At 34.2% G+C, this 25,420-nt stretch carries 24 protein-coding genes and 1 other annotated feature (1 of these 25 cut by a window edge); of the genes, 20 read left to right on the forward strand and 4 right to left on the reverse strand.

The window, feature by feature from the left end:
* Positions 1–5 precede the first annotated feature (5 nt).
* The 9 genes from GM661_RS04910 (at position 6) to GM661_RS04950 (ending at position 9,116) form a co-directional block, all read left to right on the forward strand.
* Positions 6–1,184 (forward strand): acetyl-CoA C-acetyltransferase, encoded by a 1,179-nt coding sequence (locus GM661_RS04910; protein ID WP_230869000.1) that lies wholly within the window; start codon positions 6–8, stop codon positions 1,182–1,184.
* Between the two features lie 27 nt (positions 1,185–1,211).
* On the forward strand, positions 1,212–2,498 hold the full coding sequence (locus GM661_RS04915) for an acetyl-CoA hydrolase/transferase family protein (RefSeq protein ID WP_230869001.1): 1,287 nt from the start codon (positions 1,212–1,214) through the stop codon (positions 2,496–2,498).
* Positions 2,499–2,761: 263 nt separating this feature from the next.
* On the forward strand, positions 2,762–3,712 hold the full coding sequence (locus GM661_RS04920; protein ID WP_230869002.1) for a helix-turn-helix transcriptional regulator: 951 nt from the start codon (positions 2,762–2,764) through the stop codon (positions 3,710–3,712).
* A gap of 135 nt (positions 3,713–3,847) precedes the next feature.
* A complete protein-coding gene (locus tag GM661_RS04925) occupies positions 3,848–5,476 on the forward strand; it encodes a spore germination protein (RefSeq protein WP_230869003.1) in 1,629 nt (542 codons plus the stop codon).
* Positions 5,477–5,495: 19 nt separating this feature from the next.
* Entirely contained in the window at positions 5,496–6,686 is a 1,191-nt protein-coding gene (locus GM661_RS04930; RefSeq protein ID WP_230869004.1) for a Ger(x)C family spore germination protein, read from the forward strand.
* A gap of 13 nt (positions 6,687–6,699) precedes the next feature.
* A complete protein-coding gene (locus GM661_RS04935) occupies positions 6,700–7,779 on the forward strand; it encodes a GerAB/ArcD/ProY family transporter (protein ID WP_230869005.1) in 1,080 nt (359 codons plus the stop codon).
* Complete coding sequence (locus GM661_RS04940; protein WP_230869006.1) at positions 7,780–7,998, forward strand: hypothetical protein; 219 nt, start codon at positions 7,780–7,782, stop codon at positions 7,996–7,998.
* Between the two features lie 101 nt (positions 7,999–8,099).
* Positions 8,100–8,360, forward strand: a complete 261-nt coding sequence (locus GM661_RS04945; protein ID WP_230869007.1) for a hypothetical protein — start codon at positions 8,100–8,102, stop codon at positions 8,358–8,360.
* 309 nt (positions 8,361–8,669) lie between these two features.
* Entirely contained in the window at positions 8,670–9,116 is a 447-nt protein-coding gene (locus GM661_RS04950; protein WP_269059924.1) for a Ger(x)C family spore germination C-terminal domain-containing protein, read from the forward strand.
* A gap of 63 nt (positions 9,117–9,179) precedes the next feature.
* Here the strand turns inward: GM661_RS04950 and GM661_RS04955 are convergent, their stop codons facing one another.
* Complete coding sequence (locus tag GM661_RS04955; RefSeq protein WP_230869009.1) at positions 9,180–10,019, reverse strand: MurR/RpiR family transcriptional regulator; 840 nt, start codon at positions 10,017–10,019, stop codon at positions 9,180–9,182.
* A 217-nt stretch (positions 10,020–10,236) separates the two neighbouring features.
* Here GM661_RS04955 and GM661_RS04960 point away from each other — a divergent pair, with 217 nt between their 5' ends.
* The 6 genes from GM661_RS04960 to GM661_RS04985 all read left to right on the forward strand — a co-directional run bounded on the left by GM661_RS04960 (position 10,237) and on the right by GM661_RS04985 (position 15,761).
* The gene (locus tag GM661_RS04960) at positions 10,237–11,097 is read left to right on the forward strand and encodes a cell division protein FtsQ (protein ID WP_230869010.1); all 861 of its coding nucleotides are present in this window, start codon (positions 10,237–10,239) and stop codon (positions 11,095–11,097) included.
* 168 nt (positions 11,098–11,265) lie between these two features.
* The gene (locus tag GM661_RS04965) at positions 11,266–12,981 is read left to right on the forward strand and encodes an ABC transporter ATP-binding protein (protein ID WP_230869011.1); all 1,716 of its coding nucleotides are present in this window, start codon (positions 11,266–11,268) and stop codon (positions 12,979–12,981) included.
* Positions 12,968–13,795 (forward strand): energy-coupling factor transporter transmembrane component T family protein, encoded by an 828-nt coding sequence (locus GM661_RS04970; protein WP_230869012.1) that lies wholly within the window; start codon positions 12,968–12,970, stop codon positions 13,793–13,795. The genes GM661_RS04965 and GM661_RS04970 overlap by 14 nt, the downstream gene beginning before the upstream one ends.
* An 11-nt stretch (positions 13,796–13,806) precedes the next feature.
* Positions 13,807–14,547: a PHP domain-containing protein gene (locus GM661_RS04975; protein WP_125988752.1), complete on the forward strand. Its 741-nt coding sequence runs from the start codon at positions 13,807–13,809 to the stop codon at positions 14,545–14,547.
* Between the two features lie 102 nt (positions 14,548–14,649).
* On the forward strand, positions 14,650–15,417 hold the full coding sequence (locus GM661_RS04980) for an exodeoxyribonuclease III (protein ID WP_230869013.1): 768 nt from the start codon (positions 14,650–14,652) through the stop codon (positions 15,415–15,417).
* A gap of 14 nt (positions 15,418–15,431) precedes the next feature.
* Positions 15,432–15,761 (forward strand): tRNA-binding protein, encoded by a 330-nt coding sequence (locus GM661_RS04985; RefSeq protein ID WP_230869014.1) that lies wholly within the window; start codon positions 15,432–15,434, stop codon positions 15,759–15,761.
* A 29-nt stretch (positions 15,762–15,790) separates the two neighbouring features.
* Here GM661_RS04985 and GM661_RS04990 read toward each other — a convergent pair whose 3' ends face one another.
* Positions 15,791–16,369: a superoxide dismutase gene (locus GM661_RS04990; protein WP_230869015.1), complete on the reverse strand. Its 579-nt coding sequence runs from the start codon at positions 16,367–16,369 to the stop codon at positions 15,791–15,793.
* A 214-nt stretch (positions 16,370–16,583) separates the two neighbouring features.
* Between GM661_RS04990 and GM661_RS04995 the strand changes: the two genes are divergently transcribed.
* Positions 16,584–17,279, forward strand: coding sequence for a DUF2278 family protein (locus tag GM661_RS04995; RefSeq protein ID WP_230869016.1), 696 nt, complete (start codon positions 16,584–16,586; stop codon positions 17,277–17,279).
* A gap of 35 nt (positions 17,280–17,314) precedes the next feature.
* A complete protein-coding gene (locus GM661_RS05000; RefSeq protein ID WP_230869017.1) occupies positions 17,315–18,664 on the forward strand; it encodes an FMN-binding glutamate synthase family protein in 1,350 nt (449 codons plus the stop codon).
* A gap of 13 nt (positions 18,665–18,677) precedes the next feature.
* Here GM661_RS05000 and GM661_RS05005 read toward each other — a convergent pair whose 3' ends face one another.
* Positions 18,678–19,652 carry a DUF3231 family protein gene (locus GM661_RS05005; protein WP_230869018.1) on the reverse strand — a complete coding sequence of 325 codons (975 nt, stop codon included), beginning with the start codon at positions 19,650–19,652 and terminating at the stop codon, positions 18,678–18,680.
* A gap of 104 nt (positions 19,653–19,756) precedes the next feature.
* The gene (locus GM661_RS05010; protein WP_230869019.1) at positions 19,757–21,661 is read right to left on the reverse strand and encodes a sensor domain-containing diguanylate cyclase; all 1,905 of its coding nucleotides are present in this window, start codon (positions 21,659–21,661) and stop codon (positions 19,757–19,759) included.
* 463 nt (positions 21,662–22,124) lie between these two features.
* On the opposite strand from GM661_RS05010, the gene GM661_RS05015 reads away from it, so the two are divergent.
* From GM661_RS05015 to GM661_RS05025, 3 genes are all read left to right on the forward strand, one after another.
* A complete protein-coding gene (locus GM661_RS05015; RefSeq protein ID WP_230869020.1) occupies positions 22,125–23,501 on the forward strand; it encodes an SLC13 family permease in 1,377 nt (458 codons plus the stop codon).
* A gap of 165 nt (positions 23,502–23,666) precedes the next feature.
* On the forward strand, positions 23,667–24,929 hold the full coding sequence (locus GM661_RS05020; protein WP_230869021.1) for a Y-family DNA polymerase: 1,263 nt from the start codon (positions 23,667–23,669) through the stop codon (positions 24,927–24,929).
* Positions 24,930–24,946: 17 nt separating this feature from the next.
* Positions 24,947–25,252, forward strand: coding sequence for a YolD-like family protein (locus tag GM661_RS05025; protein ID WP_125988770.1), 306 nt, complete (start codon positions 24,947–24,949; stop codon positions 25,250–25,252).
* A gap of 98 nt (positions 25,253–25,350) precedes the next feature.
* Positions 25,351–25,420: a binding site (T-box leader), on the forward strand; it runs 188 nt beyond the window's last position.

Consider the following 25,420-nt stretch of genomic DNA (forward strand, 5'->3'; position numbering starts at 1 on the left):
AAAGCATGAAAGAAGTTGTAATAGCAAGTGCAGTTAGAACGGCAATAGGAACCTTTGGTGGAAGTCTTAAAGGAATTAAAACTGTTAATTTAGGGGCGGAAGTTATTAAAGAGGCACTAAAAAGAGCAAAAGTAAAATCATCTGAAGTTGATGAAGTAATTATGGGTAATGTTTTGCAAGCTGGTTTAGGGCAAAACTCAACTAGACAGTCTGCAATTTATGCTGGCTTGCCATATGAAGTACCATCAATGACCATTAATAAGGTTTGCGGCTCTGGCTTAAAAGCAGTCCATCTGGCTGCCCAGGCTATTTTGTTAGGAGATGCTGACATTATAGTTGCTGGTGGTATGGAAAATATGAGTCAAGCTGGTTATCTATTAGAAAAGGCCCGTTGGGGTGAGCGAATGGGTGATGGCAAATTAGTTGATCTTATGATTAAGGATGGACTATGGGAAGCCTTTAATGACTATCATATGGGTATTACAGCTGAAAACATTGCCGAGCAATGGAGAATTACTAGAGAGGAACAAGATGAATTTGCAGCAAGCAGTCAGCAAAAGGCGGAGAAAGCAATAAGTACAGGGAGATTTAAAGATGAAATTATACCCTTAGAAATCCCTCAGAGAAAGGGTGATCCAATAATTTTTTCTCAGGATGAACACCCCAGGACAGGTACTACAGTAGAGAAACTTGCTAAATTAAGACCAGCATTTAAAAAAGATGGTACAGTTACTGCTGGTAATGCCTCTGGTATTAATGATGGAGCAGCCGCTTTAGTAGTAATGTCAGCTGAAAAAGCTAAAGAGCTCGGGATTACTCCATTAGCCACTATTAAAGCTTATGCCACAGCAGGTGTTGAACCAGAAATCATGGGAACTGGACCTATTCCAGCTACTCAAAAAGCCTTACAAAAGGCAAATTTGAAGGTCAGTGATCTTGATTTGGTAGAGGCTAATGAGGCTTTTGCTTCTCAGTCACTGGCAGTTTTAAAGGAACTTTCCTTAGACTCTGAAAAGGTTAATGTTAATGGCGGTGCAATTGCCCTTGGCCATCCTATTGGTGCGAGTGGTGCCCGTATTTTGGTTACACTTTTATATGAAATGGAAAAACGTGATAGCAAAAATGGTTTAGCTACTCTTTGTATTGGTGGTGGTCAGGGAGCAGCGATTATTGTTACAAGATAGTCATATATATAATAAGGAATGGTTATGATGGATTATCAAAATATATTAAACAGAAAGCTAGTTTCTGCTCAAGAAGCTGCTAAAATAATTAAATCAGGTGATCGAGTTGTTGTTGGTTTAGGTTGTAGTGCTCCTTCAAAAATTCTTCAAGCTTTGGGAAAACGCCAAGAAGAATTAAAAGGGGTGATAGTTGACCAAATGTTGCCTTGCAGTACTTATGGCCTCTATGAGCCAGGGGTTGAAAAGTTTATTAGACATAATTCCTGGTTTAGTAGTAAGGCTAGCCGGTCATTAGTTAATTCTGGTGCAGCTGATTTTACTCCTAATTATTTTTCCCAAATACCGGAACTGTATAAGAAATATGTTGAGGTTGATGTTTTACTAGCTACAGTGTCACCAATGGATAAACACGGTTATTTTAGCTTTGGGGTTTCAGTTGATTATACCAGTAAGGTAGCTGAACAGGCTACCCTGGTTATACTTGAAGTTAATGAAAATATGCCTAGGACCCTAGGGGATTCCTTTATTCATGTGAATGATATAGATTATTTAGTTAATAATAATCAACCTTTGCCAGAATTAACAATTAACCCACCAACTGAAACAGAACAAAAGATTGGTAGTTATGTTGCCAAATTGATTGAAGATGGTTCTACTATTCAGTTAGGGATTGGTGGTATCCCTAATGCCATAGCTCAGGCTCTGGTAAATAAAAAGGATCTTGGAGTTCATAGTGAGATGCTTACTGATGGTATGGTTGATTTAGTGGAAAAAGGGGTAATTAATAACAAAAAGAAGACTTTACATTCTGGCAAAATAATTGGTGCTTTTGCCTCAGGAAAACGAAAACTGTATGATTTTTTAGATGATAATCCTATGGTAGAAATGCATCCGGTTTCTTATGTTAATGACCCAGTGGTTATTAGCCGTAATAATCAAATGATTTCTATTAATTCAGCAATAGAGATTGATTTATTAGGGCAGTGCTGTGCTGAAAGTGTAGGTGTAAAACAGATTAGTGCCTCTGGTGGTCAGGTTGATTTTATTCGAGGGGCTTTGAGATCCCCTGGTGGTAAAAGTATTATTGCTTTAAAATCAACGGCAATGCAAGGAAAGAAGTCTACTATTGTGTCTATATTAGAAAAAGGAGCTGTAGTTACGACTAGTAAAAATGAAGTTAATTATGTAGTTACTGAATATGGCATAGCCCAACTTAGAGGTAAAACTGCCAGGGAGAGGGCTGCTGCCCTAATTGATGTTGCCCATCCTGCCTTTAGAGATGAATTAAAGGCTCAGGCACCATATCTTTATTAACACAATTTATTAAAAAATAAAATATTAAAAAAAAACTTCTTATTTTTGGGAACTTTAAGCATATTATTTATAAACTTTTTAAGTCCTAATTATAAGGAGTTTTTCATAAAATTATTAGTTTTTTTGAGAAATGTTTAATCTGAAAATTTTATATTTTGTTTCTTTTAAATTTTCATTCCAAAATATATCTAAATATAGTATAATAATATATTAAGGTAGTAAAGAAATAACAGAAATAAAATTGAGAAAGGGGAATAGTGGATATGGAACTCTTTCATCTTGACACACTTTATGATGAAAACATAAATTATCAATCAAATTGTGATTTAAAATTCAATCAAAGTGGTAATTTAGAGACAGATCTTTCTTCTATTAGTAAAGGGGTAATAGGTATAATTTTAAATAAAGATAATATTGGTAATGAAGTTGATATTGACACTTTTTTCCCTTATTTTTCTTTATTGTTTAAAGGGAGGAAAGAAATCCACGCTTATAATACTAAGATTATGTTAAATGAAAATGTCTTTTTTTTAGTAAATCAAAATGTGCATTACAAATATCAAATAACTACCCCTTTTTCTGAATTAATGTTATTTTTTAGCGAAGATTTTATTAATAGTATACTGGAAAAAATAAAAGATACTAATCCATGTGAAATTTTTCCCAAAAAATATTTAAATATGAATAAAAAAGATTATTATTATGCACAACTAGATAGAGAGGTCAGGGAGACTGCTGTAGAGTTAATTGACCTTTACCAAGCTGAAGATAAAACAAATGATTTCTTAATTAGAATTACCCAGGAGAAACTATTTTTTTATTTATATAAAAAAGGCATCCTAAATCAGGTCCTTGATCTAAGTGATTTCCTGGATAACGATATCTTACAGCAGGGTATCAAATACCTTAATCAACATTTTCAGGAGGATATTAGTATTGAAAAAATGTGCTCTGAAATAGGTATTAGTTTTAATAAATTTAATGAGTTATTTAAGGAGAATATGAAGATAAAACCCGGACATTATTTGATTGAGTTACGAATGAATCAAGCTCGTAAATTATTGAGCAAGAGTGATATATCAGTTAGTGAGGTAGCTTATCAGGTTGGTTATAACAGCCTTTCATCATTTATTAAACGTTTTAAGGCCTACTTTAAGATTACCCCCAAACAGTTCCAGTTAAAAAACAGAAAACAGCTTGAACAGTATTGTTAAATATGATAGAGGGACAGTCCTTCTGTCATATTTTATTAAGTACAGTTTAGTAATTTTTTGAATATATTTATTCCTTAAGAATTATACTAGATACTATAATAACTTAAAGTTTGCATTACTATAAGGGGTAGATAAATGTTAAGAAAACTACTGCGCAAATTAAGGTTTATAGAATTATTAAGGAATGAAAATAATGAGGAAGGTGACCAAGAGGTAGTTGCTGATATTCAGGTAGCTAAGAAACTGCAGGAAAATCTTAGTTATATTGAGAAGAGACTGGGCAAAAGTTCTGATTTTGTCTGTAGAAAAATTAGACTTGGCTCAAAAGATAAAATTGAGGCCGCCATTGTTTATATAGAGGGACTAGTTGATAAGACAAGTATTAGTGAGAATATTTTAAGACCACTGATGATTGATACCAGGTTAGTTGCTAATGAAGATACTGCAGTAAATATAGTTAAAGTAATTGAAACTAATACCATTACCAGTGGGGATATAAGATATACAGCAGACCTGGATTGCCTGATTGATTCTCTTTTAACAGGTGAAACGGGGATATTGATCAATAGTTCTAAAAAGGCTCTAATTATCGCTACAAGGGGCTGGGAGGCCAGAGGTATTCAACAGCCGGAAACGGAGGTTGTTGTCAGGGGACCACGGGAAGGATTTACCGAGACACTGCGTACTAATACATCTCAGTTAAGACGGAAAATACATAACCCTAATCTGATTTTTGAGGCGATGAAACTGGGAAAACAGACAAAGACGGAGATTTGTATAGCATATATTAAAGGTCTGGTCAATGATAAATTGATAGAAGAGATAAAAAGGAGGTTGGAGAGTATAGAAACAGATGCAATTCTAGAATCGGGTTATATCGAGGAATTCATTGAAGATGCCCCCTTTTCACCCTTTCCTACCATAGCAAATACTGAAAGACCAGATGTTGCAGCTGCCAAGATGTTAGAGGGAAGGGCTGCTATTTTAGTTGATGGGACCCCTTTTGTCTTAACTGTACCAATGTTATTTGTAGAAAGCCTGCAGATTGCAGAGGATTATTACTCCAGGCCGTTTTATACGACAATAATTCGCTGGATAAGAATTATTTCTTTATTTATAAGCATCTTATTACCTGCTACTTATGTAGCCTTAGCTACCTTTCATCAGGAGATAATACCTACCCCCCTTTTAATTACCATGATTGCCGCCAGTGAAGGTACCCCTTTTCCAGTCTTAGTGGCAGCTATCTTTATGGGGATTGTTTTTGAGATTTTGCGGGAGGCCGGTGTACGTTTGCCTAGACCGGTCGGTCAGGCGGTAAGTATTGTCGGTGCTTTAGTAATAGGTGAGGCTGCCGTTTCAGCCGGTCTGATTAGTGCCCCACTGGTGATTATGGTGGCTTTAACAGCTATCTCCAGTTTTGTGGTTTCATCACAGGCTGATGCGGCAACTGTATTACGGTTTATACTGGTGATATTGGCCGGTTCTTTAGGGGCCTTTGGGATAATTATAGGTTTGTTAGGGCTCTTAATACATATGACTTCACTGCGTTCTTTTGGGACTCCTTATCTTTCCCCCTTAGCCCCTTTAAGTTTGAGGGATTTAAAAGATGTGCTGGTAAGGTCTCCCTTATGGGCTATGTTTACCCGGCCGAGGACTATTGCCTGGCAGGACCCACAAAGGCAGGACTTCAGGATGATGCCACATCCACCCCAGGACAGGGATAAATCTGAAGCTGAAGTAGATAGTAGTGATAATGAATGAAAGTAAAAAGGTGAAATAGGTGAAAAAGAAATTACTTAAATATATAATTTTTACTATCTTATTGTTTTTACTATTATTATTAACGGCCTGCTGGGACCGTAAAGAACTGGATGATTTGGCAGTTGTTGCTGGAATAGCTATTGATTATGACCGGGAAACAGAAGGAATCAAACTAACTGCCCAGATAATCAAGGCAGGTGAAGTAGGACAGCCCCAGGGAGGTGGGAAAGGGGGGTCTTCGGCTAAAGAAGAAGGGGCAGAGACTGTTTGGATTGTTGAAAGTACAGGTGAGACGGTTTTTGATGCTGTCCGGAATTTTACCTTCCAGTCTTCCAGGAAATTATATTTTCCTCATAATAATATAATAGTATTTAGTAAAGAGCTGGCTGAAAAAGGGATTACCCCATACCTCAGTTTTTTTATTAGGGACCATGAAACAAGGAATATGGTCTGGGTTTTGATAGCTGAAGATCAGGCAGGAGATGTAATGAGGGTTAAGACAGACCTGGAAGAAATACCAGCTGTTGGGATTGCTAGAATGATTGAGGACAAGGTTGTAACTTCAGAGATAAGCGGGATTATGCTGCAGGAATTTTTAACTATGTTAATGAGTAAAACCACAGGCCCTGTAGCTACACCTCTCCGGATTTTGGAAAAGGGTGGAGAAAAAAAGCCCCTGATTGAGGGAACAGCGGTTTTTAAAGGGGATAAATTGCTTACTCATCTAAATAAGAAAGAGACCCGCGGCCTTTTATGGGTAAAGGGTGAGGTGGAGAGTGGGATAATTATCATTAAAGACCCTCGGGGCAATAAAATAAGTATAGAAATTACTAAAGCCAGTAGTAAGGTGAAAGCGGAAATTACTAATGGGGAGTATAAGATTAAACTTAAGGTCTCTACAGAGGGAAATATTGGGGAGCAGATGGGTGATACCAATTTAGCTACAGGCAAAATGATTGCCTATCTGGAAAGACAGGACCAAGAGGCTGTAAAGAGGGAGATTGAGGCTGCTCTTAAGAAGGCGAAAGAATACAAGACAGATATCTTTGCTTTTGGAGAAGCCTTTCACCGTAAATACCCAGATAACTGGCAGGAGATCCAAAGAAATTGGGATAATATCTTTCCTGAGGTAAAGGTAAGTATAGAGGTAGACTCCCAGCTGCATCATGCTGGTTTAAATGTTAAACCACCTATTCCGGTAAAACAATAGAGAGAGGCTTAAAATGGCATTAGAGAAGGGCAAGATTTCTAGTTCGCAACTTATTTTTTTGGTAATAGCAGAAATGTTAGGTGTTGGTTTTGTCATCCCCCCTGGGGCTACTGTTAATCAGGATGCCTGGATAGCTATTATCTTTGCTCTATTTGGAGGGCTTCTCCTGGTCCTGGTTCAGCTTAGTTTAGCTGCTAGATTTCCAGGGAAGACCCTGGTAAGAATAAGTGAACTTGTTTATGGGAATTTTCTTGGTAAATTAATTTCCCTGCTTTATATTTTGTTTTTTTTTCACATAGCATCTTTAATGGTAATCGATTTTTCTAATTTCTTCAATATTCTTTTTATGATCAGTACCCCATTTATTGTCTTTATGATTTTGATTACACTGGTGGCGGCATCTGCGGTCAGGAATGGGATTGAAGTAATTGCCCGCTGTGCTCAGTTTATTATACCGATAGTTTTTATTAGTACAATTATTACCGGTATTTTGTTAGCAAAGGACTTTAATCTGGAGAATTTCCAGCCTGTCTTGGAGGCATCAGCCCCGAAAATGGCCTGGATAGTTTACCGTACTGCCATTTTTTCTTTTTCCCCTCTTCATTTTCTGATGATCATCCCTTTTACTAATAAGCAGGGGGAAGTAAAGAAGTCAGTAATCAAGGCTACTTTTATATCGGCATCATTATTGATTTTTGTAGCGGTCAGAAATATTGGGGTGCTGGGAATTACGGGAAGTATTTATACTTACCCCTCTTTCCAGGCAGTGCGTTTAATAAATTATGGAGAAATACTTACCCGGCTGGAGATATTAATAGCCCTAAATTTTATGGGGAGTGGGTTTTTACAGTATGCCCTTACCTTTTATATTACCACACTTGCTGGGGCACAATTATTAAACCTACGAACCTATCTCCCTCTGGTCCTGCCGATCGGTGTACTGCTTACCTTTCAACTTCATTATTATAATATAGTAGAGACTATGGAATATCAGGATGTCTACCCCTTTATTGCTACGGTATTTCATGTAATCATACCGGTGATGACTTTAATTATTGCTAGCATCCGCAAATTACCTCGGGGGGAATCATAAATGTTAGGAATAATTGCTGTTTTTACCATGATAGCTTTTTTTGAACTACCTGGCCTAATACGCCGAAAATACTGGCGGGAGGTAATAGCCTTTTCTTTACTGTTATTTTTGGGTTTTGTCTTATATACGCTGCGGCATTTTGGTGTAAAATTCCCTTCTATTACCAGGATTTTAATTGATCTAATACAGCCGAACTTACCAGGCTGGATTTCCAAATAGAAGAAGCAATAATGATGTTTATTTTGGTCCAAAAATATGGTATACTCTAGTAATGGTTAAAAATAAGAGAATAAATCTATAAGAGAAGAGGTAATGTAGAAATGAGTATTTTTGAAGCAATTATGTTGATCTGTTTTGGGGCTGCCTGGCCATTATCTATCTATAAATCATATACTTCTAGGGATAACTCCGGGAAAAGTATTTCTTTTTTGTATATAATTTTAATAGGGTATATTGCCGGGATAATTCATAAATTGTTTTATAATTATGATTTGGTAATTTATCTTTACATTTTAAACTTTTTAATGGTAGTGACTGATATAATGCTATATTATAGGAATAAAGGTTTGTCCAGAATTTAAAATTTATTTAAGAAAGAGCTATGATAAGAAAAAAGACTACTGGAAAATTTCCAGTAGTTTTTTCTATATATAGTATTTATCTCGATTTGTGTCTGAAATTTATCAGTTTTGCCGTATTTTTTTTATTAAAAATACAAAGATATAATAAATAAGAACTATTAATATAATAATTACAGCCAGCCAACCTGATATAACCAGAAAGGAAGAAGTGAAATTATAGTGTTTAATAGAATAATTAAATACCTTAAATTAATCAAAAAATTAATAGATAATTATCAGACCAAGGGATTGAATTGATTAATTGCCAAGATTGATTCCAGTATTTATAATGTCCCTTCACCTGGAAAGAGTGATGACTTGATAGTAATTGAAGTGTTTAATGCTAGGACAGCTATAATCCCTGAGCTTAAGAAAGATAATATTAGGTTTAAGATAGAAATAAATTCTGAAGGTACCTTAGTAGAACAACAGGGAGATATCGATACCTCTAAACCAGCAGTGATAACAATAATTGAAAAGAATTTAGAAAAGATTATTAAAAAAGAAGTAGAAAATACGATAGATATAGTTCAAAAAAAATACCAATCAGATGTTTTTGGTTTTGGGAGTCTTTTTAATCAAAAATACCCTCAAGACTGGCAAAAAATTAAGGAAGATTGGAATGAAATATTTCCCCAGGTAGAATGTTCAGTTAAAGTTAAAACAGAAATCAGGAGGACTGGTTTATTATTAGAGGCTATGGATATTAGCAAATGAAAAGACAGTGTTAAGGTTGATTATTCTATAAAAGAGGGGATATAATTTATAAAATAAATACTATTACTTTGTTAAATAGTTGGCGTAGTGTTTTCTTAACTCATGTAAATTATTTAGTTTCTTTAGATATTTTTCTTCATTATTAATAGTAATTCCAACTATTAGGGCCTCAATCAGAGCCATAGGTGTAACCATTGTATGGAACTCCCAGATCTCACCCCGTTCTACATATAAAATGATATCACTTGTTTTATTCATTTCAGAGACAATTAGATCGGTAATCATGATTGTTTTAAACCCTATTTTCTTTTTATAATCCAGAATGATCTTGATTTCAGGTGAAACATTAAAAAAACCAAAAATGATTATCAGATCATCTTTGCTTAAGTTTATAAGATTTTCAAAGAGTTCTTTACCACTTTTGGCCATCTTATTTACATTAAGTCCAAATCTGTTGAGTCGAAAAAACAATAGATTAGCTACACTTTCACTTGGACCTGGACTAAAAATATAGATGTCTTCAGCAGTATTTATTGATTTAATTGCCCTATTAAAATTATCATTGGAAAGATATTCTATAGTTTTTTTAAGGTAGTTGATTGTTTTGTTAATTATCTGGGCACCAATATCTTCATCCCTTATTTCATTTAGGATTGATTTCATTTTATTGGCCGGACTTATTTCATAATTGTTTTTAATGTGGTTTTTAAAGTCTTTAAATCCTGAGAATCCAATAGAAACGCAGAACCTTGATATTGTTGCAATACTTACACCTATGGCCTTAGATAATTCCTGTAAGTTCAGATAAGGGACTTTACTCATATTTTTAGTGATGAAATTAGCAATTTTTTTTTCACTCTTGGATAGTTGATTAATATCGATATCTAAATTATAAATTTTCATGATTATCTCCTTATAAGTTAATTCAAATTACTTTTATTATAATACAAATTGTAAAAAATGTAAAAGTGTATGAAAAAATATTTACAATAATTTATTTATGAAAAAATATTTACAAAAACGTAACTTTTAGTTCATTTAATGTTAACAAATAAGAAGTATAATAAACTTGTAAATGTTGTCAGATAGAGAATAAATATTTAGAGGGGATGATTTGAGAATGAATAAAGGAAAGGATATTACCTTAACACAGTCTCAAAAGACAATGGTTTTTATACTAGCAATGGCTTTGTTTGGTATGGCAGATTTAATTACAGAGATTGTACCAGAATTTGCAGTAGGTCCAATTGAATTTTCTGTCTCGTATTTTGCTTTTATACCACTGATTCTATGTATCTTATTTGACCCATTATATGCAGCTTTGGGTGCTTGTTTTGGTGAAATAATTTTTGCAGATTTACTAATGGGCGATTTTGGAGGATTAGGAGAATTAGAGGGGTTTATTCAACTGGTGATAGGTTTATATGTTGCTGGATTATTAGTAAAAGACCCCCAAAATAAAAAACAATTAGTAATCGCTTCATTTGTAGGTATTGGAATTGATCAGATGCTTAGTTCAATAGTGGATATTTCTAAAGTATGGATTGGAATTGAAAAATTAGAGGCAATTCCTGGGTTGCCCGAGAGTATCCTTGTCTTAGAAGGATTAAGTTTTATTAATGAAATGGTAATTACCGGGTTTTTATTTGGTGTTTTACCAACAATGTATTTAGTACCACGTTTACATGGTAAGATAGAACCATTATTGGGTATCAAACCCCGTGAACAAATGAAATCGACCCCGATGACCAGTCTTATTACTTCAAGATTAATTATTAGTACAGTAGTATTTGCTTTTATTGCTACTATTGCAGAGTTTATCTCTGAAATGGATATTAATTTTGCTGTCTGGGAGCCTGATTTCTTAGATAAATATGGTACAGGCTTTATCTGGGTTGGAGTAATAATTGCTATAGTGCTTATTATTTCTATTATAACTTATGCTAGAAATAATAAAAAAAATGATGATATTGCTATGTGATTTCTTTAGAAGTAAGAAGTTCTTAAATGAAATTTTTTATAATTCGAAAAAGTTTTATAAGCAATAAAAAGTTATTTCAGGGTATAAAAGTTCCTTAAATAACTTTTTTGCTTAAAGTCAGAGCTAAAAATGAGATATTGTTAAAATAGAGGGGAAGGGGTTATTAATATGGAGGAAATTATAAGTATAAAGGATTTATCTTTTAAGTATCCAGGTGCAAGTGATAAGGTTTTAAATAATATTAATCTCAGGATCTTTCAGGGGGATTTTATAGCTATTATTGGTGGTAATGGTGGTGGAAAAACGACCCTCTGCAAAACTTTTAATGGTTTAATTCCTCATTATCATGTAGGGGATTTTGTAGGTGAGGTTATAGTTGCTGGTCATAATACACTGGGTACATCAGTGGCTTCTCTGGCACAAAAAGTTGCTTACATATATCAAGATTTTGAGAATCAACTAGTACGTTCGACTGTCTATGATGAGGTTACCTTTGCCCCTTTGAACTTTGGTTTAAGGAATTATCAAGAAAGGGGTGAATATGCTCTGGAGATATTGGGTCTTAAATCAATTCAGAATGAATTCATCTGGGAATTAAGTGGTGGACAGAAGCATATGGTAGCCCTGGCAGGGGTGTTGGCCTTGAATCCTGATATTATAATTATTGATGAACCGGTTGCTCAACTTGATCCCTTTAATGCTCAAATGATTTATGAAAACTTAGCAATGCTTAATCAGGAACATGGTAAAACTATTATTGTGATTGAACATCACACCGAGTTTATTGCAAGTTATTGTCAGAATGTAATAATGATGGATAGTGGAAGGGTCTTGTGGCAAAAATCTGTTAATAAGGCCTTATCTATGGTTGAAGAATTAAAAGAAAGCAATATTTATCCACCACAGGTGACACAGGCAGTTTGTTCTTTATTTAAAATAGAGGGTCAGTATCCTATCACTATTGAGGAGGCTTTACCATATTTCTCTCAGGGTAATTGTTTAGAACTAAGCATAAAAACTGAAGATGATAATCAACTAAAAAATAAGCAGACTGATGAAAAACCCCTTATAAGTTTCAAAAATCTTAGTCATAGTTATAAGACACTAAAGAAAAAATCAGCAAAGGCTCTTAGTAATATTAATTTGTCTTTTTATAAAGGTGACCGGGTAGCCTTAATCGGTAATAATGGTTCAGGGAAATCGACTCTGCTTAAATTAATAACAGGGATAATAAAACCCCAGGAGGGAGAAGTCATAGTTTGTGGAAAAAATACTAAAGATACATCTTCAGAACAATTAGCTGAAAGAGTAAGCTATATTTATCAAAACCCTGAGGAAATGTTTATAAATGATAATATTCGCCAGGATATTGAATATTATCTGCAGGCTAGAAAAATACCTGCTTATAATAAGTTTGTCAATCAAATTATTAAAACATTAGGACTGACTGATATTCAAAATCATGATGGAAGACTCTTAAGTGGGGGACAGCAACGGCGCGCCTCACTGGCAATTGGGACTGGTACAAAGCCCTCAGTTATATTATTAGATGAACCGACGGCTAGTCTTGATATGCTTAGTCGAAAAGAGATGTTTGCGATGATTAACAGATTGGAAGATTGGGTAAATACAGTTATTGTTGCTACCCATGATATGGAATTAGTAGGGGAATGGGCAGACAGGGTAATTGTTTTAAATGAGGGAAAAGTCTTTATCGATACCGATCAATATGGTGTTTTTGGAGATGAACAGGTATTAGAACAAACTAATTTGTGTCCTCCACAGATTGTGAAATTAAGTAGAAGACTAGGCATGAAACCTGTTGCTTTGAGTGTGAAAGACTTTATATCCAGGTTAGGAGGAGATAAACTTGAAGCGATTTAGTGATAAAATAGCTGCAGTTTTATCTGTTGAAACCATTAAAATGGCCTTAATGAAGACTGCTTATGGGACCCAGGATACCTTTCTGGCTAAATTGGATTCCAGGATACTTATAATTTGGTATATCTCTTTTGCGATTATTCCCTGGTTTTTTCATAATAGGACAATTCTATTGGGGCTGTTTATATTTATGCTAATTATAACTTTTATCTCTCATGTTAGCAATTTAATAATTTTTTTACTTTCGATGAGTATAGTGACCGAATTAGGGTCAATGGTGGTGGTAGCCTATATTTTGGGGAGTGGAATAGAGGTTTTTTTACCATTATTAATTTTAACAATGAAGTTGACTACTATTGCTCTGGCTAGTATAGCAGTATTCACCAGTATGGATCCCGAGAAATTTAGTGATGCCCTGTTGAGTTTTGGTATTGCTGGTAGGTATAGTTTTGGGGTTTCGTATGCCTACAGGATCTTACCAGTCTTATTTGAAGAGTATAATAATATATTTAATTCTTTTCGTTTAAGGGGAAAAACTCCGGATAATAAAGGGATTTTAGGGTATCGATATGTTTTTTACCTGATCAAAATAGCAATTCTGGCCTTTTATCCCATGATATTAAATACGGCCAAGCGAACCAGAACTACGGTAGAAGCCCTGGAATTAAAAGGATTTACATATGCCTTAGATAAGCCGAAAGTAAAGAAGTTGAAATTAGCATATATGAAGATAGGAAAAAGGGATATTCTCTTTTTAATAGTATCAATTCTTATAGTTGTGGTCATAATTTTAACTGGTAAAAATTATCCATTATAAGGGGTGGGAAAATGTATATTGATTTTCATTGTCATACAAAGTTATCCAAAAAGTTTGAGTTTGAATTAAATAGTTTTAATAAGGTAATAACAGTTGCCAGAAAAAAAGGTTTAGATGCAATAGTCCTAACTGAACATTTTCATACTATAAATTTTTTTAATATCTATAATACCTTGGATAAGGCTTATGAATATAAACATGATTACTATGATCTAGGTAGTTTTAAGGTTTTTTGCGGGATGGAAGTTGATATTAGAGAAAGTGGACATATATTAATTATCGGGAGGAAAGAAGATGTTCTGGATATAAGGGGTTTGTTTTCCAAAAACATTAGTGAAGCTGATTATCCTGCTTTAAAATATTTGTTAGATGAAGCTGACAAACGTAAGATGATTAAAATTGGGGCACATCCAGCCAAAAAAAGTCATTATTTAATGGATATGGATACTGATTTATTAAAAAGATTAGATGGTCTAGGTCTTAATGGAAAAGACCTGAAAAATAGAGATAAGGTAACAAGATTGTCTAATAAAATAGATATACCCTTGATAGCAGGGAGTGATACCCATCATATTTTACATATGGGTACTGTAAAAAATCATTTTTACAGTGAGTATGAAAAGATAGCTGATCTAAAAATTGCTATTCAAAACAGGGAATTTGAAACTATTATTACTAAAGGGGCACGTTTAAAAGCCTGTATTGGTCAGCTTGTTAAAAAGATGGCTAAAACATTAAAAGAGGCCCAGTAAAAAGATAATTATATAAATACCCCCTTGATATTATAGCTAAAATGAAGTAAACTATATTTAATAATAATTATTCTTATTAAATATAGTAGTGGAGGTAATAAGATGAAGATTTATTCGTGGAATGTAAATGGAATCAGGGCTATTAAAAGGAAGGGCTTTCTGGATTGGATGGTAGAGGAACAGCCAGATATTATCGGGCTTCAGGAAACCAAAATTCAGGATGAACAGATAAGTGATGATTTAAGAGATATTGAGGGATATAAATCCTATTTTTCTTTTGCGGAAAGAAAGGGTTATAGTGGTGTGGCCCTTTATACAAAAAAAGAACCTATCTCAGTCAGACATGGTCTTGGGATAGAACGTTTTGATAAGGAAGGCCGGGTTTTAATGGCAGAATACCCTGAATTTACACTTTTAAATGTCTATTTCCCGAATGGTAAAAGAAATAAGACAAGGCTAAAATATAAACTAGACTTTTATGATGATATCTTGGACTTTTGTGAAGGTCTGAGGAAAAAGGGTCAGGAGTTAATTATCTTTGGTGATTATAATACTGCTCATCATGAGATAGATTTAAAGAACCCCAGAGCCAATGAAGATACCTCTGGGTTCTTACCCATTGAAAGGGAGTGGTTTGATAAACTTCTGAAATATGGTTATCTTGATACCTACCGTTATTTTTACCCTGATAAGGTAGAGTATTCCTGGTGGAGCTACCGGACCAGGGCCAGGGAGAGAAATGCTGGCTGGAGAATAGATTATCACTTTGTTTCAGAGGGACTGGCAGAAAAGATTAAAGATGCTGAAATAATGACTGATGTTATGGGTTCAGACCATTGTCCGGTTACACTGGAATTAGAACTAAGTTAAAGGAGGGGGTATAGATGGCAGATTTTAAAGATTTTAATAAATTGGATATCAGGGTTGGAGAAATCATCAAGGCAGAGCCTTTTGTAAAAGCAAATAAACCTGCCTATAAACTATGGATTGATTTTGGTAAGCAAATTGGCATTAAAAAATCCAGTGCTCAGATTACTGAGTGTTATCAGCTAGATGAGCTGATAGGAAGACAGGTTTTAGGAGTGGTAAATTTTCCTCCCAGACAGATTGCTGATTTTATGTCAGAGGTACTGGTGTTAGGAGTTTATGCTGAACAAGGTGTAGTCCTAATTCAACCTGAACAGCCTGTAAAAAAGGGTGATAAATTAGGTTAATGACAAGGGGACGGTTCGTCTGTCACATCTTACAAATTTATAGGGGATAAGCTGTAAAATCTTTTGTTGACAATTGACCAGTCAATGTTTTGTTTAAATACCCCCAGGTATCTCTCTTTATTAATTCCAAAATCGATCATATAGGCATGTTCATAGACATCTAGAACCAGTAATGGCCAGGCATGCCATACTACCCCCACATTATGGGCGTTCTGCATTATATTATGAAGTGATTCATCTCGATAATCATAGGCGAGAACAGCCCAGCCTCTGGCTACTCTAGCAGTACGCATAAAGTCATTTAACCAGTTACGGTAGTTTCCAAAATCCCTGTTGATTAGCCAGATTAATTCTCTGGCCGGGTTAACATTTGTTTGACCGAGATTTGCAAAATATAATTCATGGAGGACAATTCCATCAAGGGAATAAGTTTCTCCTTCTTTTAGACCTCTATATTCGTAATTGGTCTGCTCTTCAGTTGAAAGAGTAGTCATAATATTTTCCAGTGAATTAATATATCCCAGGTAAAGTTGATAGTGTTGGTTTAATTGGTTTTCCGAGATCCCCTTAACATCATCAAAATTGAAAATCTTCGGTTCGACAGCCACAGCATAATCACCACCTTATAAATAAGATATTATTAGTATATGTAACAATTGCTAGGGCAGTGTTTGAAAAAATTGTGACACCGGGACGGTTCTCCTGTCATGTTAATAAATTTCAGAGATAGAATACTTATTAAATTGGTAAAAGTTTTACCTGTATTTTGAGGCTTTTTTAGGAATAATAAAATAATGAATGATTAATATTGGGGGGTAAAGTATGTCCAATTCTAAATATGGGGTTTTAATCGGAAGAGTAGAAGAAATAAAGGCAGACCCAGCCAGGGATAAAACACCACATTATAAGATAAACATATGGATCAGGGATGATGAAATATACAAGGTGCTTATAAACTGTCAGTCTATTAACGATAAAACACCACAGTTATTATATTATATGGGAGAGGTCTGCCAGGCAGAAATAACCGGTATTCTGCAGAATATGGAGTATGGATTTCATGAAATTGATTATGCTAATAATATAAATCCTAAAATTGCCGTTGATTATATACGTAGTGGTTTATTTGATCCACATAAGATGAAAGTAATACCCTATGATATATCAGGGAAATATGACCTAAGGGGACTAATTGAAAAAGACATGAAAAAAGCCTTAAATAACGATGGGATTAATATTTATGTTTTTGGGATTCATTATAATAATGATGATAAAGGAATTCATAATATTCATATGAACCAGGGGAATATTGAGTTTTATAGTGATGAAAACCGCATATATCATGATGGTTGTTTTTTTCTACATTTTACTGAAGAAGATAAATGGTTTGGATATTTCCTGGCTTTTCAAAATCAGTCCTGGTGCACAGATGACGGAGGTAATCCGCTGGAAGGTAGTTATAAAGAGGCCTATCCTACTGGAGAATGTTGTTATAATACAGTTAAGATAAAGGGATAATTAATATTATAATAAATTATGAAATAGGAAATAAAATGAATGGGGGAGATATTATTTATCACTTTATAATGGAGCATTTTATAAAACCATTTGTAGATCAGATAAGTGATGATTTAGGAGAAAAACTATTAAGGGATAATTATACAGAAAATCTCTGGGAGATGTATTCGACTACTAAAAAGGTAACACCACAGTTGGTGGTGGAAACGACTATGAGGGCTGAAAGGCGAACCCCAATTTCACGTCCTTTTGGCAGTCCATATAAGTTTTCTGACTGGGACAAATTATTGTTTAACCCTGTTCATTTAAAGAGGTTACCTACTCCAACGAATACGAAGATTATTACTAAAACGGTTATTGGGCCTGCTGTTGAAGATCCATTGGAGATTGAAATCCCGATAATAATTGCTGGTATGTCATATGGTGGTGCATTAAGTAAAAAATGCAAGATTGCTTTAGCCAAGGCCTCTAAAATAGCTAAAACTGCCACTAATTCAGGTGAAGCACCCTTAATAATGGAAGAAAGGGAAGCAGCAGATAAGTTTATTCTTCAGTATAACCGGGGCGGCTGGGCAGAAGAGATTGATGATTTAAGTAAGGCTGACATGATAGAAATTCAACTGGGGCAGGGTGCTCAGGCAGGTGCACCGATGAGGACACCTGCCAGTCAGATTGATTCTGAGATGAGGACTATTTTCAAACTTGATAAAGGTGAAGATGCTGTTATTCATTCCCGTCTACCTAATGTTAATAGTAGTAATGATTTTATTAATTTAGTTAATGACCTGCATGCCAAATTAACTGTTCCCATAGGTCTGAAAATAGCAGCTACCCATTACCTGGAAGAAGAACTGGAGATAGCTGTTCAGGCTGGTATTGATTTTATTGCCATTGATGGTGTCACAGCAGGTACCCATGGGGGGCCGACTATCTTACAGGATGATATGGGTTTGCCAACTTTACCTGCCCTAGTAAGAACTGTTGAGTTTCTGGAGGAGAAAGGAGTTAAAGATAAGGTTAGTATTATAGCCGGGGGTGGGTTAATAACACCAGGTCATTTTTTGAAGGCCCTGGCCCTGGGTGCTGACGCAGTTTATACAGGTACTGCAGCACTACTGGCCTTAGCACATACTGAGGGATTAAAGGCAACCCCCTGGGAACCACCTACCAGTCTATTATTACATAGTGGTAGATTAAAAGATGAACTGGATGTAGATAAAGCAAGCAATTACCTGGTTAATTTCCTCAAGTCATCTATTGCAGAAATGAAACTGGCTGTCAAGGCCATGGGGAAAGAGGATTTTAAGGAATTAAATAGGGATGACCTTTGTTCTATTGATAAAGAACTGGCAGAACGTATAGGGATTGACTGGGTTTATAATTGAAACTTGAAGAAAATTATTCTTCTTTATACATAGGAACAATATGTGACCAGGTCTTCATCTTACCGTATTTAACAAAATTATTATAAATATCTAATTCTTCTTCCAGGAATTTTAAAAATACTTTACGTAAATCATCATTTCTAGTTGAGTCAATAATAGACCTGACATGTAGATCTGTAGCGCTTTGAATACGGCTTAATAGATTTCGATAGGTAAACTCATCTCTAATTAGCTCTGGATCTATTGGGGTTTCTTGAATCAAGGGTGGTTTTTTGGGTAGTGGTACTTCAAATTTCAAACCCAATTCTTCCAGTTTGCTTATTTGCTGACTGAGTACTTTTTTGCCTATTTGCAAGACTCCTCTAAAATCAGGGTCATGGGTAAATTCCAGGTGTAAGTTTGTAAGACATAATTGATCATAGCGGAGGATAAGATGGTCCCAGATATGTGTTGCTTCTGCTACAGAGAGGGATTCGTTTTTAGCTGGTTTAGTCTTGTATGATGGTGGTATTTCAACCCATCCCTTTAACTTGCCATATTTATACATTGTTTGATATCTATTCAAATTATTTTTAACAAAATCTATCAGGGATTTTCTAAGGTCGTCGGTAGTTGTGGAACTTTTGATTGCGGCCACTAACTCGTGGGTAAAATAGACAATATTTTTAAGCATATTTTTAAAAATCACTTCATCAGTTATTACATCAATATTAGTTGTGAACTGAATGTCTTCTTGAGGCATTGAGGGTAATGATATTTTATATTTTATGGCAAAGTTTTTTAGGGTTTTATTTATTTTTTTGTATTCTTCTATTGTATTATTTTCTAGAACCAGGAACTCAGGGTCGTGGATGAAATTCTTAAAAATATTACCTGTGTTGATATTTAGGTTATTTAAGTTAATTAGGTTCCAGATATTATGGGCTTCAGCAGTAGAAATCTGCTTATTTTTAATTCTTTTTTTGTTAAAGATAGAAATGCTATTCATCTTTATTCCCCTTTACTTTGATATGTTATTTATTATTAACAGTTAAACTAAGATTATTCTGCAAATCATATTTTAGTAAAGAGGATTATGTTCTAAGAAGTTATTTATATGGGAATGATTTTTATCTTATTTTTCCCATTATTTTTAGCTAAATACATGGCTTTATCAGCTGCCATTATTAAATCTTCAGGAAGCAGCTTCTTAGTTGGAATGACACTGGTAATGCCCAGGCTTATGGTAATAATCTCTCTATTTGTCGAATTAATATTTGGAATATTTAGGGATTCAATTTTGGCCTGGATTATTTCAGCTTTTTTGCGGGCTTTATCAATGTCTGTATTAGCCAGTAAAACAACAAACTCTTCTCCACCATAACGAGCTACTAATTCATCAGGGGGGGTTAGGGAATGTTTTATTTGTCTAGTAACCTGTTTTATACATTCATCTCCAGCAGTATGACCATAATAATCATTATATGCTTTAAAGTCATCTATATCTATAAAAAAGATTGATACAGGTAGCTGTTCATTTAAGGCCTGTTTCCATTTATTTAGTAGTACTTTGTCAAAGTGTCTCCGGTTCCATATATTAGTAAGGGGATCAATTTTAGATATTTTTTGTAAAGCAAGATTGGCTTTTTCTAGTTCACTTTTTTGTTCTCTTATTTTATCATTGGAAATCTGAATTTCCCTTGTTCGTTCTTTAATGATTGATTCCAGGTTTTCATTGAGTTCCTGTAATTCAATTGACATTTTTTCATTTTCGTTAAAGGCATTGGCAAAACTAACAGCTAAAGCTAGAGAGTTTGTTAAGGCAAAAATTAATAAGCCAAGTGAGGATAGGTTCCCAATTATAATAAAAGATTTAAGAAAGTGGTGGTCATACCTGAGAATACTAAAAAACAGGATATCATTAAGTACAGTAATTAATAAAATCACTGCCCCACTAACAATGTATAGTGAACAAATGTTTTTCATTTTTATTATTTCATCAAGGACAACCCGGTATAATACAGGTATTATGTATATAATTATTATGATTGTAAACAATTGATATCCAGGATTAATATAGGTATAGACCCGGGCAGGGCTTAGGAGTACAAGTAAGATAAACACTGCTACAGTAATTACAGAAATTTTCACTATAGTTTTTTTCATGTATTTTGAAAAAACTGCTTTAAAAAAAATAATTAAAATATAAACACTTAAATAGTAACTTAAGGTGTGTAGTTTATTGAATAATTCCCAATTAAAATCAGGAAATAAGTAGATGAAGAAATATTCCCCCAGTAAAACAGTTCTAATGCTTAGCAATATACAGAATAGGCTGAAGTAAAAAACTGATAATGACTTTTTACGGTACAAATATATTATCAGATGGTAGATTCCCATAATAAATAAAGCACCAAAGAGAAAGAGATTATAGCCCAGTCTTTTGTTATTTTCTGCAAGGATATTTTTTTCTTCTCCCAGCATAATACTCTGTAGGATACCACCACTTCGATGATAGAAGTTAGCTACCTGTATAATTATTTCATTTTCTTCTTCAGGTTTAAAAAAGGCCAGTTGTGGCAGGTATTGTGGGTCTGTTTCAACTCTGCTGGTACCAACTTTACCGGCAGAGGCTATTAGTTTACTATTTATCCATAATTTATATGATGTTAAGATGGGTGGTATTCTTAGACCAATTAAGTCAGTGTTATTTTTTATATGAATTCGCAGACGATATGTAGCATATCCCATGCCTGGTAATTTTTTATCTTGAAGTTGATAACCGTTCCAGGCAGTAGGAACCTCAACAATACTGCTGGGTTCCAGGTTTTTTTCTTGGAAATCGGTCGGTTCTAGTAGCTGCTTCCAGTAAAATTCCCATTTGCCATTTAAATTAATATTCTTTTCTGTCAGGTCATAGTTACTTAAATCTATTATTTCTGCTTTGGTAATAGAGGTGAAATTAAGCAGAAAAGTGCATAATAATATAATAATAAAAATTAGTTTTCTTTTAGACATATACAGTTACCTCTCATTTTAAAATTGATTTGCTATATCTTTTTTATAGAAATATAAATGTAAAAATTTTAGGTAAATTGTCATATTATATACTTCAAGACAGAGAAAGCAATTCCTTTTTTAAAGATAATACTTCAAGTTATAGTAAATGGGTAAAAAAAGCAATATATAAATGGTAGCTTTATAAAATTATATAAAAAGGATATAGTTACATTATTTCTGAACAAAATAATAAATTCTTTACAACAAAGCATACATCTAGTAATATATAAGTTAAATCAGATTAAGAGGCGGTGAAAAATTATGCTAAAAAAGAGATGAGTCAGAAGTTAATAAAGAATATTTATTAAATTACTAATGTGTATTTAGTGTACCTCTTAAAATAAAAATGAAATAGTTGTTGTAAATAAGTATATCAGGTCCAGTGTCTAGAAGAAAAAATAATTTTCAAGGAGGTATTGCTGTGGATTATAAAAGACAAATAGGATTAGTAATTGGTGTGTTAACAGCAGTAATTATTTGGAATCTAAAAATGACAGGTCTTTCAACAGAAGGCCAAAGATGTTTAGCTCTTAGTTTGATGACCGTCATTTTCTGGGCAACTAAGGTAGCCCATCCAGGTTATGTATCTGGACTTTATTTGGTAAGTTTGGTTTTATTTAATATAGCACCTGAGGAAAATGTTTTTATTATCTGGACAACCCCCATAATTTATCTGGTAATAGGAGCTTATTTAATAGCTGGAGCAGTGGAATCATCAGGGCTGGGTGAGAGGATTGCTTATAATTTTATTATTAAGTTTGTTGATTCATATAAAAGTGTGATAGTTTCAATATTTGTACTTACTTTTATTTTAAGCTTATTAATTCCCCATCCCTGGCCACGGGCATTTTTAATTATGTCGGTTATGGCAGTTGTCATAAAAAATGCTAATTTATCAAAAGAGGATGCTGCCAAAATTGGTTTAACAGTATTTGCTTCTTCAGTACCTATTTCCATGATTTTTCTTACAGGAGATAGTACTATTAACATTATAGCTGTTGAGTTTTCTGGGGTAGACTTAAGTTGGTTGGGTTGGTTTTTACAGATAGGAATACCAGCTATTTTAGCCAGTATATTCACACTTATTCTTATCTTACTACTATTTAAACCTAGTTCAGAATTTAATATTAATAAAAATCAAATAAGAAAAAAACTGACTGACTTAGGGCCTCTAAGCAAAAAGGAAAAAAGAACAATCTTCTGGCTTAGTTTTGTTCTAATTTTATGGATGACTGATTCTATTCATGGTATATCATTAGGTTGGATTACACTACTGGTTGCTATGTTGATGAGCATGCCAGTAATAGGAGATGTGTTAACTGCTAAAGACTGGAATCATGTACCAGTTCATGTACTTATTTTTTTAACGGCAGCTGTATCAATCGGAAAGATTGGGGAATTAACAGGTATGAATTCCTGGATTGCTTCAGTAGTTTTACCATCTAATATTCCTACAAATTATTTTATGCTTGCGCTGCTAATTGGTGTTATTTCAATTTTTTTACATATGATTCTGGGAAGCGTTATTGCAGTAATGGGGATTGCAATTCCAGCTTTTTTATCTTTTATAGATAGTTCTTTAATGAGCCCTTTAGTTCCAACTTTATTAGTTTATTCAGCAATTGCCTTACATTACATTTTTCCTTTTCATCATTTAAATATGTTAGTAGGATTAGGGAAAGAAAATGGCATGTATTCTGATAGAGATGTAATTAGATTAGGATTTCCACTAACTATAATAGTTCTGATAATATTACTTTTTGAAGTAGTATGGTGGAGATTTACAGGATTATTATAATTTTTTTAAGTTAAATATATTATTAAACCACATTTAGGTTATTAGATTATGCTGGGTGTGGTTTTTATATTTTCTAACAAAATATACCTCTTGGAAGACGAACAAATGTGTGATAATATTTAAATTAAAGGCATACATATATTCGTATAGGAGGATAATTCAAAAATGAATAATGATATTAATTATGAGCGGCTGCCGAAAAACAAAATACTCTGTGTTGATATCAAATCTTTCTTTGCCAGTGTTGAGGCAGTTGACCGAAATTGGGATCCCTTAAAGGTGTGTCTGGCGGTAGTAGGAGACCAGAGTAGAGCAGGGGCAGTTGTCCTGGCAGCATCTTCTGCGCTAAAAGAGAAATATAATATTAAAACTGGTAATAGGTTATATGATATACCCCGTGTGCCTGAAATAAAAATAGTAGATGCCCGCATGGGGCTTTATTTAAACCGTTCACTTGAAATCACCCTTTTATTTAGAGAGTTTGTTCCCCTGAGTGCTATTCATATTTATTCAATTGATGAATCATGGTTAAAATTAAATGGTACAGAAAGATTGTGGGGTAATAGTCGGCAGGCTGCTATGTTGATAAAGGAAAAATTAGCAGAAAAATTTACCCTGCCTTCCAGTATGGGTATAGGTCCTAATATGTTTTTAGCTAAAGTAGCTATGGATATTGAGGGTAAAAAGAAAGGCCTTGCGGAATGGAGCTATGAAGATGTTCCGGAGAAACTGTGGCCGGTAAGATTAAAAGACTGTTGGGGGATCGGTAGCAGGCTGGCATACCGTTTTAAAAAAATCGGTATACAGACTGTTGGTGAGCTGGCCCATTTGCCCCTGGAGTATCTTGAGAAAAAGTTTGGTATTATGGGTAACCAGCTCTATTATCATGCCTGGGGAATAGATTTGTCCAGGCTTGAAGGTCATTATGATGATAAACGTAAAGCCCTGGGTAGGGGTATTACTCTATTTAAAGATTATACAGACCCTGAACAAATAAAGACAGTTATTTTTGAGCTGTGTGATGAAACCGCCCGCCGCCTTCGTGAGAATAATTTGATCGGTAAAACAGTTAATCTGGGAATAGGCTATAGTCATAATGAAACAAGTAGTGGTTTTCACGTTCAGCGAACTATGAAGAATTATAGTAACTCCTCTTTTGAGTTGTACTTGACTGCACTGGGGCTTTTTGACAATAATTATAAAGGTCAAGGGGTTAGAAGGCTTAATCTATCAGTTAGCAATCTGACTCCTGATATTAATTTGCAGTTTAGTTTGTTTGATGATTCTTTGCAAAGGCTTAAAATCGATAAAACTAAAGATCTTTTACAGGATAGATATGGTTATCAAGCTCTTTTTTACGGCAGGAGCCTAAAGGAAGGTAGTATTTTAGAAAGAATGAGAACTACTATTGGTGGTCATAAGTCCTAGGGGAGGAGAGATTATTAATGCTAAAGGACCGTGGTAACAAGAAATGGACTGGATTGATGCTCACTGAACACAGGAAGGCTTTAAGAAAAATCTGGGAACATAGAAATGATATTGACAAACCGGTACTGGATGAGCAGCAGTTGGAACGGCTGGATATATTAATCAAAGAGGCCATAAGGGATCAGTTTAAGGTCAAGATGGTATATTATGATCAGCGGAGGCTGTATGAATTGGAGGGTAAAGTATCTATCAAGGGTAGTTCACTATACTTAGATAATAAAAGCTTAGATAAGGATAATATTATTGATCTTGTATTAATTTAGATGGTTAGAGAAGTTTCATATATTTTGAACATATTTTAGTAATTTATATTGACAAGTGCCTATGAGAGTGGTAAAATTGTCGGTAACAGAAGATAAGAAAAAATGCTGGGAACAGGAAATGTAGTTCTGGCAGATCCATTACAGAGAGTCATCGCTGCTGGAAGATGA

It is taken from the genome of Iocasia fonsfrigidae (genome assembly GCF_017751145.1).
Classification (GTDB): Bacteria; Bacillota; Halanaerobiia; order Halanaerobiales; family DTU029; genus Iocasia; species Iocasia fonsfrigidae.